At 52.3% G+C, this 11867-nt stretch carries 12 protein-coding genes; 8 read left to right on the top strand and 4 right to left on the bottom strand.

Annotated elements, in window-relative coordinates; genetic code table 11:
* Positions 1-107 precede the first annotated feature (107 nt).
* Positions 108-803, top strand: a complete 696-nt coding sequence (locus tag ACQ76X_RS20590; RefSeq protein ID WP_438495690.1) for a copper homeostasis protein CutC — start codon at positions 108-110, stop codon at positions 801-803.
* A 24-nt stretch (positions 804-827) separates the two neighbouring features.
* Here ACQ76X_RS20590 and ACQ76X_RS20585 read toward each other — a convergent pair whose 3' ends face one another.
* The 3 genes from ACQ76X_RS20585 to ACQ76X_RS20575 all read right to left on the bottom strand — a co-directional run bounded on the left by ACQ76X_RS20585 (position 828) and on the right by ACQ76X_RS20575 (position 3663).
* A complete protein-coding gene (locus tag ACQ76X_RS20585; protein ID WP_438495689.1) occupies positions 828-1634 on the bottom strand; it encodes an ABC transporter substrate-binding protein in 807 nt (268 codons plus the stop codon).
* A 12-nt stretch (positions 1635-1646) separates the two neighbouring features.
* Positions 1647-2489, bottom strand: a complete 843-nt coding sequence (locus ACQ76X_RS20580) for a helix-turn-helix domain-containing protein (protein WP_438495688.1) — start codon at positions 2487-2489, stop codon at positions 1647-1649.
* A gap of 145 nt (positions 2490-2634) precedes the next feature.
* Positions 2635-3663 carry an ABC transporter substrate-binding protein gene (locus ACQ76X_RS20575; RefSeq protein ID WP_438495687.1) on the bottom strand — a complete coding sequence of 343 codons (1029 nt, stop codon included), beginning with the start codon at positions 3661-3663 and terminating at the stop codon, positions 2635-2637.
* Positions 3664-3945: 282 nt separating this feature from the next.
* Here ACQ76X_RS20575 and ACQ76X_RS20570 point away from each other — a divergent pair, with 282 nt between their 5' ends.
* A complete protein-coding gene (locus tag ACQ76X_RS20570) occupies positions 3946-5001 on the top strand; it encodes an SPFH domain-containing protein (RefSeq protein WP_438495686.1) in 1056 nt (351 codons plus the stop codon).
* Positions 4998-5966 carry a sugar kinase gene (locus tag ACQ76X_RS20565; RefSeq protein ID WP_438495685.1) on the top strand — a complete coding sequence of 323 codons (969 nt, stop codon included), beginning with the start codon at positions 4998-5000 and terminating at the stop codon, positions 5964-5966. Before ACQ76X_RS20570 ends, ACQ76X_RS20565 begins: the two co-directional genes overlap by 4 nt.
* A gap of 150 nt (positions 5967-6116) precedes the next feature.
* Here the strand turns inward: ACQ76X_RS20565 and ACQ76X_RS20560 are convergent, their stop codons facing one another.
* Complete coding sequence (locus ACQ76X_RS20560) at positions 6117-6566, bottom strand: hypothetical protein (RefSeq protein ID WP_438495684.1); 450 nt, start codon at positions 6564-6566, stop codon at positions 6117-6119.
* Between the two features lie 206 nt (positions 6567-6772).
* Between ACQ76X_RS20560 and ACQ76X_RS20555 the strand changes: the two genes are divergently transcribed.
* The 5 genes from ACQ76X_RS20555 (at position 6773) to ACQ76X_RS20535 (ending at position 11826) form a co-directional block, all read left to right on the top strand.
* A complete protein-coding gene (locus ACQ76X_RS20555) occupies positions 6773-7684 on the top strand; it encodes a L,D-transpeptidase family protein (protein ID WP_438495683.1) in 912 nt (303 codons plus the stop codon).
* A 264-nt stretch (positions 7685-7948) separates the two neighbouring features.
* Complete coding sequence (locus ACQ76X_RS20550; RefSeq protein WP_438495682.1) at positions 7949-8392, top strand: DUF4362 domain-containing protein; 444 nt, start codon at positions 7949-7951, stop codon at positions 8390-8392.
* A 12-nt stretch (positions 8393-8404) separates the two neighbouring features.
* Positions 8405-8896: a GNAT family N-acetyltransferase gene (locus ACQ76X_RS20545; protein WP_438495681.1), complete on the top strand. Its 492-nt coding sequence runs from the start codon at positions 8405-8407 to the stop codon at positions 8894-8896.
* A 465-nt stretch (positions 8897-9361) separates the two neighbouring features.
* Positions 9362-11203, top strand: coding sequence for a ribosomal protection-like ABC-F family protein (gene abc-f, locus ACQ76X_RS20540; RefSeq protein ID WP_438495680.1), 1842 nt, complete (start codon positions 9362-9364; stop codon positions 11201-11203).
* A 254-nt stretch (positions 11204-11457) separates the two neighbouring features.
* Positions 11458-11826, top strand: coding sequence for an RDD family protein (locus ACQ76X_RS20535; protein WP_438495695.1), 369 nt, complete (start codon positions 11458-11460; stop codon positions 11824-11826).
* The last annotated feature ends 41 nt before the right edge of the window (positions 11827-11867 follow it).

The following is an 11867-nucleotide window of genomic DNA, read 5'->3' as shown; positions in this document are numbered from 1 at the left end:
TAAATACAATAGGATGAATTCTGTATCATTCTCATTATACTTATGGGATGTAGATTAACAAAAGATAAAAGCATGGATGAATATAATTAAGGAGAGGAAGTGAATCAATGCTGTTAGAGGTCATTGCAACGACCGTAAATGATGCCGTCCTTGCTGAACGGCATGGAGCAGACCGGATTGAGCTGATTTCAGGCATCCTGGAGGGGGGACTGACTCCCAGCCTGGGGCTGATGGAAGGCGTGCGCGAAGCCGTGGGCATCCCGGTCAGAGTCATGGTGCGGCCGCATGCCCGGTCTTTCCGGTATGACAAGGCGGATGCGGAGACAATGCTGCGCGACATCCGCCATATTGCCGCCATAGGAGGGCTGTCGGTAGTCATGGGAATGCTCCGCCACGACCGGACGGTGGATGAAGAGCTGCTCAAGCAGTTGCTTCAGGCTGCAGACGGCATGGAGGTGACCTTCCACCGGGCCTTTGACGAGGCCGCGGATCAGCTCGAAGCCCTGGAGATTCTGTCACGCTACCCTCAGGTGACAGATATTCTGACCTCCGGAGGGCAGCGGACTGCGCCCGAAGGCGCGGAACGGATTGCGGTGCTTGAGCGTTTATCCTCCGCGAAATCCGTCTCCATTCTGGCCGGAAGCGGCCTCACAGCTTCTGGCCTGAGGGAGTTTCTGGGTGAAACAGCTGTGGAACGGGTGCATTTCGGGTCCGCCGTAAGAGAAGACGGCGATCCGCTGCGGCCGATTGATCCCGGGCGGCTGCAGGAAGTCCGTTCGATTCTGGATCTATGGGGAAAGTGAACTGAATGTCGGCTGCTCTTTCGTTCATACCGGCTGGCCGCCTAGCAGCTTGGGCAGCAGGTTGAGCAGCTTCTCCCGGGTCAACGCATCTGCAGAGTTCCATTTCGCGTTCTCTAGCAGATAGACTTGGCCTTTCCGCACGGCGGGAAGGCTGTTCCAGAGCGGGCTCCGCATCAGCTGCTCCATGGCCTCCCGCGAGTCCTTGCGCTCCGGAATGAGCATGAAGATCCGGTCTCCCGCATAGGTATGCAGCTGCGCCGGATCGACCTCGGCGAATCCGAGCTCTTGATCCAGAATGCCCCGGATTACCTCAGGCGGCTGCAGGCCGCCAGGGGCATATAGGGCACTGGAAAGCCCGGTCCTTCCCATGGCGAACAGATGGCTTCCGTGGTCGTATATCAGCGCGGAGGCCGTCTCTCCGGGCTGGAGTGTTTCCTCGTAAAGACGCTGCCACATGGCGGCGTTTTTGGCATAGAAGGATGCCAGCCAAGCCTCGGCTTCACGCTGCTTGCCCAGCCAGCTTCCCAGTATCCGCATCCGCTGTTCGAGTGGTGCGAAAGAATCGAAGGTCAGTGCCGGAGCTATGCTTGAGACGATCCGGTAAGCCCGCTCATCCGCGTTGGCGAAAATAATCAGATCGGGATTTAATGAGGCAGTCAGCTGCGGGTCCAGCGGAAAACCGACATTGGCCAGCTTCTTGAGCCGGTGCTTATAAACGCTGTTCCGCGCAAAAGCCTCATCTCCGCCGACAGGCTTCACGCCCAGCGCGAGCAGATCGCCCAGCGTTTCTCCGTGATAGACAATGCGTCGTGGCCGTTCGGGGATCTCCACCTGATGGCCGGTTCAATCCTTGACCGTCGACTTCCGTCGCTGCGTATAGGCGTATTGTCCGGGGGTGACCCCGGTCTTCTGGCGGAAGCGGCGGCTGAAATAATATTCATCAGAGAAGCCAACCTGCCGGGCGATTTCCCGCAGGGGTTCAGCGGAGTCCAGTAAAAATTGCTTCGAATGGTGAATGCGTAGCTCGGTCAGATAATCGAGCGGTTTTGTGCCGGTAAGCTTTTGGAAGAGCGGAGTATACTGCCAGAGCGAGATGCCCGGAAGTTCTGCCAGCTGCTTCACCGTGATGCTCTCCATATAGTGCTTCTGCATATACTCCACAGTTCTTTCCACGGATTCTGCAGGACTTGGCAGCTGTCCGGAAGGATAATTGTGCTCGAAGAGCAGCAGCAGCAGTTCCTGAAATTTCAATTGCTGCTTGTAGTGCTGCACATCGTCGCCGCTGTTTTCCTTCATCGCCAGTTCTTCCGCCAGACGAATGACTCTGGTGAACGGATGAACGATTAATTCCCTTCTGCCCGGCAGCAACTCCCCGGCATAACGCTCCGGAAGTTCGGCTGCATGAATGGCTGTAAAAGAGATAAGGTAATAATACAGGGTCATCTCCGGATTGTCCGCGCTATAGGAGGTTCCGGGAGACAGCAGGTAACACTTATCGGCACTCAGCGGCGCAATCTGGCCGTCAATATGCAGCACTCCACTGCCGCCCGTAAAGACAAGAAGCGTATGACAGAGTGGTGTCTGCTGTACTGGGCAGGAGTCGGCAGGCTGTATAATCAGTTCGGCGTTGGACAGCTGAAACAATAGCGAGCGAAGAGGGAGAGGTGGCAATGAGGGATGCTGCAAGGTACGGTCTCCCTTCAATAGTGAGAAGGATTATCAATAAATACATTGTATATAAAACAAAGAAGCTTATCAACTGGCGTTGACAAGCTTCTTTTGTGTCAGATATGTCTCCGTTTAAACACCGGAACCCTAAGAAACGGATGAATTATTTATTATTCAGCAATTTAGGGATTTCTCCCAGCAGCCATTCCCGGGTAGTTGCATCGCTTGATGTCTTCATAATGTCTTGTGTGTAGACATAGCCGTTCTTGACAGCGGGAAGACTCTTCCACACCTGACTCTTCAGCATTGCTTCTGTGGATTGCTTGGCTTCATCGGCAACAGGAGTCAGCAGGAAAATCCGGTCTCCGGAATATTGTTCAATCGCCTCCATAGATACTTCCTGGAATCCCATACCTTCATCAAGCACCTTCTGGATCGCGGGGGTTGGCTTGAAGCCATTCTCACCATACAGCACCTGCGACAGTCCGGTTGTGGCCATTACGAACAGCCGGTCACCGGGATAATAGGTGAAGACGGCTGCGGTTTCTCTCTCTTTCATCAGACCGTCGCTTTTCAATTGCTCCCACATGGCGGTTTCCTTTGACTTGTACTGGGCCAGCAAGGCTTCCGCTTCGGCCGATTTATCAAGAAGTCCGCCGATTTCCGCCATCCGTTCCTGCAGCGGGGCGAAAGTATCGAAGATTAAAGTGGGTGCAATTTTGGACAATGCCTCGAAATCCGCTTCGTCCGTTCCTGCATAGATGATCAAGTCGGGTTGAAGCGACAAAGTCTTCTCCAGGTTAATCGGGAATCCTACATCCTCGACACCCTTCAGTTGGTCTTCAAACACCTGGCCATCGCCCATCGAAAGCGGATACCCGACTGCTTGCACACCCAATGCCAGTAAGTCACCATAGGTTTCTCCGGAGTAAACTACACGTTTCGGTGTAACCGGAATCTCCACAGTATGGCCTTTGTAATCCGTATAGGAGCGGGTTTTCGCTGCAGCTTCACCAGTGCCAGCGTCGGATGCCTCCGGAGCAGGTGATGCGCTCGCGGCGGTATTGCTGTCGGCAGAGTTAGCCGCAGCATTGCCGGCAGATGGTTCCTCAGAGTTTCCGCACGCGAGCAGAAGGGTGCTCATCACGAAGATGACGCATAACGCGGCGAAGGGTTGTCTTGCCTTTTTCATAGAATCTTGCCTCCCCAGAAATATATAACGATTAACAATAATGATAATCATTCTCGTTAGAAACCAATCTTAAAGGAAACCCGTTCTTTACTCAATGGACAAAATTCAAACCGTCCTTTCATTTTGTACAAATCTGTTGCTCCCGGATGGGAAGAAGTAGTTGCGTTGCTTCAAAATAAATTAAGTTACAGCATGTTATTAACAACTTGATAATATCAAATTTTCATGCTAAACTTTTGTTAATAACAAGATGTTAATAACATAAACCAGGAGGTTTTGTCTATGTTCGGATTCCGATTCGTGAAATTCCAGCCTAGCGATTATGTACTCAAGGTGAAGAACGGCAAAGTCGTCCGTGAAGGCATCGGTCTTTCTTTTCATTATTACGTGCCTACCACGTCGGTTGTTGTAGTGCCGGTATCCTCGATTGATGTCCCGTTTATGTTCGAAGAGATTACGAGCGATTACCAGATGGTGACCGTCCAGGGCCAGCTGACCTACCGAATCGTTGATTACCGCAAGACCACACAAATCCTCAATTATACCTACAATTTGAAAAAAAACACGTACCTGTCTGATGATCCCGGTAAGCTGGCCCAGCGGGTCATCAATATCGCCAAGGTGCTGACCAAGAAGCAGCTGGAGCAGCTGCCGCTGCGGGAAGCCATCCAGTCAAGCGAACGTCTGGCCAAGACCATTACCGGGGAGATCGAACGGAACGCGGAAATTGAGAAGCTCGGGATCGAGCTGATGGGTTTGTCGATTCTGGCGATTGTTCCGAACAAGGAGACACTTCGTGCACTGGAGGCGCAGGCCAGAGAAGAAATTCTCCGCAGCGCAGACAATGCGCTGTATGAACGGCGCAATGCCTCCATTGAGCAGGAGCGGCGGGTGAAGGAAAACGAGCTCAATACGGAAATTGCTGTTGAGACGAAGAAGAAGCAGATCCGTGAGACCCAGCTGGACGCAGAGCGTTCAGTAAAGCAAAAGCAGAACGAAATGAAGGAAGAGCAGCTCAGCTTCGATACCGCACTGGAAGAAAAGAAGCAGGAGCTGATCGAACTGACTGTGGCCAACCAAAGAGCGGAAGCGGATGCCAAAGCCTACGAGCTGTCGGCGGTCATGAATTCGCTGCAGGGGGTATCGCCAAATGTGCTGCAGGCACTGACCAATGTCGGCATGAAGCCGGATAAGCTGATCGCCATCGCCTTCCAGGAACTGGCTGAGAATGCCGGGAAGATCGGCCAGCTGAACATTACCCCGGATCTTCTGCAGGGAATTATGGCCGGATCGGCCGGAAACGGTGCAGGTGCGGCGAGAGGAGCGGGAGGGCGATGAGCGGCCGGATGTCCGAGAATAAAATTATTCTGATCAAACGCAAAACACGGCTGGAAGAGCTGGTGGTCCGCTACAATACGATCCAGCAGGCCCAGTTCTATATTGAGCGGCTGGGTGCGGATTTCAGCGACTATATCAGCGAGGATCATCATTACCGCAAGGCGGTGGAGACGGCAGTGATTGAGCTGAGCGCCATAGGCAGAGTTCAGCTGCTGGAGCGGCAGCATGTCCCAAATTTCATCTTCGGTGACGAGGATACAGTGGTTGTGCTTGGGCAGGACGGACTTGTAGCCAATACACTGAAATACTTGCGGGAGCAGCCGCTGATCGGTGTCAATCCCGATCCGCAGCGCTGGGATGGAGTGCTGCTGCCGTTTACCGTCAAGGATCTGCGGCTCCTTCTGCCTGAGGTGTTCCGGGGCCAGCGCCAGGTGCGCGAAGTGACGCTTGCCCGGGCGGAGCTTAATGACGGCCAGAGCCTGTACGGTGTCAATGATTTGTTCATCGGCCGCAAAACCCATGTGTCTGCACGTTACCAGCTTCAACTAAATGATGTAACCGAGCAGCAGTCCTCCAGCGGCATCATTGTCTCCACCGGGATGGGTTCCACCGGCTGGCTCAAGAGCGTCCTTGCCGGAGCGACGGGCATTGTCCGCAGCGCAGCCGGGCTGCAAGTGGATGCGGAAGCGGAGGCAGTACTTGGCTTGGCCGGTTCCGGGCAGCGGCTGGCCTGGGATCATCCGCATCTTTATTTCACGGTGCGGGAACCATTTCCCAGCCGTACGACCTCCGCCGGAGTTGTCTTCGGGCAGATCGGCGCTCAGCAGCCGCTGCGGATTACCTCGCAGATGCCGGAGGACGGAGTCATTTTCAGCGATGGAGTTGAAAGCGACTTTCTGGAGTTTAATTCCGGTGTGGAGGCAACCATCAGTCTGGCTGAGAAAAGAGGAAGACTGGTAGTGTGAAGCTATGTATGCGAAGTGGTTGGGCAGGACTGCGAACAAGCGGCACGAAAGCTATGGTCAACAGCCGATTTGCCGTATGAAGTAGCACAAAAGGCTGTCTCAAGCAGAATAATCTGCCGGAGACAGCCTTCTTAGAAAGATAAGCAAGTCCTATTGAAAGTTCCGTCCTTGATTCATCAATGAGCCATAGTTTTGGCCGGTAGGAGAACCGGTATGCGATGGCATCGGATTAAACGACGGGTTCAGCGGGGTATGCACCGCATGCATAGGCTGCTGTTGACCATAGGATGGGTTGAAGGACGGGTTAAAGCTTTGAGCGCCTGTAGTATTTCCGGCAAATTGAGAGGACTGCTCAAGCTGTCTAAGCGTCTGTGTAACCTGCTGCAGCTGCTGAATGGCTGTGTTATGGCCCTGCAGCGCATTTTGAATAATTTGACTCGCCTTGTGCTCACGTTGGGCCAGTTCTTCCAGTCTTACCGCATTCTGCTGCTCCTGCTGGAGAAGCTGCTGATAATTCTGGCTGGCTTGCTGTGTCTGGCTCACAAGCTGTTGAATGATTTGTTCGCAATGACTGATCTGGCTGGAAAGGTTTGAATTCAAAGTAATTTGCCTCCTTGGGCGTTTGAATTTGAACTTGCGGATTTATTATCTCTGAGGGGTCGGCGGAATATTCATACCTATTCAGTTTTCGGGAGTATGGGACAAACAAGAACGAATAGGTACAGGCAGCGGTGCAACTAATGAACTCTGATTTCGTCTATGTAGATGAGTTTCCTTAATCACCCATAACCTGGAGGTGGGGCAACATGAATCTGCATGATACGGCCGGCTGGTGCAAGGCTTATTGGGCACGCAGACTCAAGCTGGCGCTAATGTTTGTGCTGCTGTTTACGGCTTGCTTTACCGGAGCGGCGGCAGCAAAGGCAGCGTCGTCAGAGCTGATCATTGTCAACAAGAAGACAAACAAACTCGGTTATTTCAGCGGCGGCAAGCTGGAGAAGATTTTTCCGGTTGCAACGGGCAAGACAAAAAGCCTGACCCCTGAAGGCAGCTTCCCGATTGTGGTCAAGGTCAAGAACAGACCTTACTACAAGGAGAAGATTCCCGGCGGAGATCCGGCCAATCCGCTCGGTGACCGCTGGCTCGGACTGAAAGTGAACGGCACGATGGGCACAACCTATGCCATTCACGGCAACAATAATGAATCCTCCATCGGCAAATATGTCAGCGCCGGCTGCATCCGGATGCATAATGACGATATCCACTGGCTGTATCCGCGGGTGGCCAAGAATACAACCGTTATTATTACGTCCTCCTCATCGGATATGGAAACCATTGCTACCAAAGCAGGTTATAAACTCGGCCATAAAGTGTTCGCCGGGACGTTCATCATTCACGGTGAAAGTGTAAAGCTAAAGGATCCTTTTGTAGTGGAGGACTCCAAAGTCTTTATACCTCTCAGAGAATCCGTCGCCCTCTGGGGCGGAACATTGAAACTTCAGCCAGGGACCGGTGCACTTATTATTACCATCGGGGATCGCACCGTGATTCATAAACCTCAGACTGCTCAAGCGGTAGTTAATGGAAAAGTGGTTGCAATAACAGCTTCACGGCTGGAGAGCAGCAGGCTGCTCATTCCGCTGGACAACGTCACCGGGCTATTCGGATTGCAGTTCACCTGGAAGCCGAAGGAGCAGACTGTGGCTTTCACGGACTAAATTAACGTTCATCGTGATTGTATGACCGCAGACGGGAGGGCATCCGGCTGCGGTCTTTTTAACATATATATAGATTGAACTTGAAAATTTGAGATGAGAGAAAGGAGCAGCGAAGGGGAAGTTTGGAACTGGAGGAGCGGTAGTGTCCGCCTTTTGGAAGTCCAAATATCACCGTAGTTGCGACTGATCCTGTCACCGGGATAGGCAGGATTTACAGGATAAATATTGAAGTTATAGGTAGGTAAGTGCAAAAGGAGGTTTTCGATGAAAACTTTGTTTACAACTCTCTACGTTATAATCTGCACAACCATGCTGCTGGCCTGCAGTAGTTCCTATGATCCTGACGAAGCTGCGGAACGCGGAGATGTTGTGGACCTCCATGGGGTGATTACCAATGCGGAGAGACTGGATGAATTTCTCGGCAATATAGAGGAGAATCACTCCGATAAGGTTAGGGTTACGCAGTACACGGAGGAAGCAGACCCGATCTATATTGATCTTGCCTATGATGGAGAAACGGTGAAATTTAAATATGACAATACCCACGATGAGTACGCAAAAGGTAAAGTCAGAACCAGTGTCTGCATAGGAATCAGTAAAGAGGTCACCGATAAGAAGATTGAATATAAGCTGACTGGATGCTCCGGCAAAAATAGTGATCTGGCGGATTCTTTCAGTCTGAGGATACAAGGAAAACAACTAAAGTGAGGAGTGAGCCGTATGACGCTGAATTTGACCAGCCGGGCTTTAGCACAGGAGGATCTGGACTCCATCTGTGCGTTTGTCCGGGACGCCGAAGAAGTTTTTCTTGTAAGCCCGAAATTCCGGTATCCGCTGACAGCGGAGCAAATCTTGAAGGTACTGGAGAACAGATACAGTCCGACTGTCATTGAATCCAGGGATGTGCCAGAGCCGCTTGCCTATGCCAATCTTTATGATAAGGATGAGGAGAGCCATACGATTTGGCTGGGCAATGTGATTGTAAGTCCAAGATCCCGAGGCACAGGGGTTGCGGCTTACCTGATCCAAACCATGATGGATACCGCCAAGCAGGAGCATGGAGTCCGGACGATGAAGTTATACTGCCACAATACGAATACAAGAGCACTGCTGTTCTATTGCAAGCAGGGATTCAGCCCCTGCGGATATAAGGTACTGGTCAAACCGGATGGCGAGAAGCTCGTAGGGATCGCAATGCAAAAGGAGCTATAGACTTAATTCACTCTAGGAGGGGTCATTTCTATGAGGAGATCCAACTCGGAGTTGATGCTGTTCACAGGTAACTCTTAACTATAATTATTCTTGACCTTGCTTATCGGGTCCCGGCTTCTATATACTGTAAACAATAATAATTCGGACAATTACGGAGGTTCACCCGACTGATGAATAACTAACACGTTTCCCAGCAACAGACCAGTTAACTTGTGATGTGCTTATGCACAAGCCACGGGACGCCCTTGTAGGGTGTTCGGTCAGGGATACGTGTGTCGTTCGGGGCCTATACGATGCTAATAGAGGATTGAAGCTGGTGTTGACGGCTTTGCCTGCAATTAAACAGGGGAAGGATTCGTCCGCACCACTGTTTCCTGGCATCTCTCCCCCTTCATACACAACTCTACCGCAGGCCGCTGGCTGCGGTTTTTTAGTTTCGGTATTTGATGAAGCGGAGGAATAAATATGACCAAGACCTTAATAAAAGCCAAAAATATACGTAAGGAATGGAATGGCATTGCCCTATTTGAAGGTGTGTCGTTTGAAATCACAGAAGGGGAACGCGTGCTGTTATTCGGGCGCAACGGGATCGGCAAGACGACGCTGCTGCAAGGACTGCTCGGCCGTCTGGCCTTTGAGGAGGGCAGTGTCTCTTACGGGTTGCCCGCGGAGGAATGGGGTGTGCTGGACCAGCAGCTGGAGATTTCAGTTGAAATGACTGTGCTGGAGTATGTTTTCTCCGGCTGGAAAGAGCTAGCTGCGCTTAAATGCAGACTGGAGACACTGGGCAAGCAGCTTCAGGATACGGAAGGTGCCGATGCAGAGGCGGTGGCCGAATATGGAGAAGTCTACGAGAGCTATCTGCAGTTGGACGGCTATGGCTGGGAAGCCAAGGTGGAGAAATGCCTCAGACAGCTGAAGCTTGATCCTGCGCTATGGGGCCAGCCGTACCGCCTGCTCAGCGGCGGCCAGAAGACACGGGTTCAGCTCGCTGCGCTGCTCGCCCGGCAGCCCAAGCTGCTGGTTCTGGATGAGCCGACGAATCATCTGGACAATGAGACGATGGAGTGGCTGGAGGAATGGGTGCGGGGCTATCCCGGAACGGTATTGTACGTTTCCCATGACCGTACTTTCATTGACCGGACAGCTACCGCTGTGCTGGAGCTGACTCCACAGGGCTGCCGCCGTTATCCCGGCGCCTATAGGGAATACCGCGAGCAGAAAGCGCTGGAGGCCCGCACGCTTGAAGGGCAATACAAAAAGCAGGAGCAGGAGAAAGAGCAATTGCTGGAGAGCATCCGCCGCTACGCGGAATGGTTCCAGCAGGCGCACCGCGCCGCCGGACAGAACGATTTCCTGCGCTCGAAATCGAAGAAGAATGTTTCCCGCCTCCATGCCAAGGAGGCCAGCCTGGCAAGGCTGGAGAAAAACCGCGTGGAGCTGCCGAAAGCAGCACCCAAGCTGAGCATGAAGCTGGAGAGTGAAGCTTTCCAGGGAGATGCGCTGCTGAGCTTACACAATATCCGCTATGCCTATGGAGACAACCCGGCGCTGCTGGAGGACTTCAATCTCTCCTTGCGGCGGGGCGACCGGCTTGCCGTTCTGGGACCGAACGGTGCCGGGAAGTCCACGCTGTTGAAGCTGATCGCAGGAGTTGCACAGCCCTCCGGCGGTGAAGTGACCCAACATCCGCGTACTCAAATCGGGTATTTTGCTCAAGAGCTGGATCATCTCAATCCTGAATCGACCTTACTGGACAGCCTGCTGGAATTGCCGGGGATGACGCAGACGGAGGCGCGGACGATTCTGGGCTGCTTTTTATTCCCCCGGGAAGATGTCTTTAAGCACATTGGCGACCTTAGTATGGGTGAGAAATGCCGGGTCGCGTTCCTCCGGCTCTACTTCGGCAGAGGCAATCTGCTGGTGTTGGATGAACCGACCAATTACCTGGATATCGACACCCGGGAACGGGTGGAAGAGGCGCTTGCGGCCTATCCGGGCGGGCTGGTTATCGTCTCCCATGACCGTTATCTGCACACTAAGGTCGCCAACCGGCTGCTGCTGCTGGAGCATGGGCGGAGACCGCAGTTCTTCCCGGGCACTTATGAGGAATATACTGCAAAGGAACGCGGCCGGGTGCTGACCCCTGAGGAGCAGACGCGTGAAGGAGAATTGCAGTTGCTGGAGATGAGCCTGGCCCGGCTTATGCGGAGCGATGCCCTGGAGACAGAGGAAGAGAACCGGGAACTGATGGCGGAGATTGTGAATCTGCGGAAAGCTATTGGGACGCTGCTGGAGGAAAATTGAATATTTTGGAGAATTAATTCTTAGAATGAAGAAGTAGTAAAAATACATCAGGGGGAGCGTTAAATATTCGATGGAGCAAACGTTGGAAACCAGGCTTGAAATGAGTGACTTTGTGGGATTCTGGAAAAGGTTATTGATCAGCCTGCTGGATTTTATTATTCTGGCCATTCCCGCCTATTATTTGAATAGATGGTCGCTTGCGTCGGCGGAGAACTACAATTCTTTAATTCCGCTGTTGATCGAGTGGGGGGGCGCTGGCAGCGTTCAATATTTTTATGGTTGTGAAGTATGGCGGGACACCGGGGAGGCTGCTGCTCAAAACAAGAATTGTAAACGGAAGCGGCACTTATCCTACGGTGAAGCAGTCGGTGATCCGCTACAGCCTTTATCTGATCAACTCACTGCTTGCGGTAGTTATAACTTCTAATGAAAAGATGATTTCTTCGTTGTCCGGCTATTTTTCCGATTGGGCGAATCTGAACAATGGTCTTAATGAGATTCTGGGCCTTATTATTATTGTCGATTGCCTGATTATTGTGGTTACCCGCTACAACCGGGCCTTACACGATATGATGGCCGGAACATATGTAGTAAATAAAGCCGCACTGGATGAATTGAAGTAAGACAAAAGGGGATAGAAACGGGTTGTTCAACTACCCGATTC

It is taken from the genome of Paenibacillus sp. IHBB 3054, assembly GCF_051594305.1.
In the GTDB taxonomy this organism is placed as follows: domain Bacteria; phylum Bacillota; class Bacilli; order Paenibacillales; family Paenibacillaceae; genus Paenibacillus_AQ.
Note: the sequence above shows the minus strand (reverse complement) of the source record. Positions and strands in the feature narration are given on the sequence as shown.

Coding starts and splice junctions, on each gene's coding strand:
- ACQ76X_RS20545 (WP_438495681.1), top strand. CDS start 8,405: ATGACGCTGAATTTGACCAGCCGGGCTTTAGCACAGGAGGATCTGGAC.
- abc-f (WP_438495680.1), top strand. CDS start 9,362: ATGACCAAGACCTTAATAAAAGCCAAAAATATACGTAAGGAATGGAAT.
- ACQ76X_RS20565 (WP_438495685.1), top strand. CDS start 4,998: ATGAGCGGCCGGATGTCCGAGAATAAAATTATTCTGATCAAACGCAAA.
- ACQ76X_RS20575 (WP_438495687.1), bottom strand. CDS start 3,663: ATGAAAAAGGCAAGACAACCCTTCGCCGCGTTATGCGTCATCTTCGTG.
- ACQ76X_RS20590 (WP_438495690.1), top strand. CDS start 108: ATGCTGTTAGAGGTCATTGCAACGACCGTAAATGATGCCGTCCTTGCT.
- ACQ76X_RS20555 (WP_438495683.1), top strand. CDS start 6,773: ATGAATCTGCATGATACGGCCGGCTGGTGCAAGGCTTATTGGGCACGC.
- ACQ76X_RS20550 (WP_438495682.1), top strand. CDS start 7,949: ATGAAAACTTTGTTTACAACTCTCTACGTTATAATCTGCACAACCATG.
- ACQ76X_RS20570 (WP_438495686.1), top strand. CDS start 3,946: ATGTTCGGATTCCGATTCGTGAAATTCCAGCCTAGCGATTATGTACTC.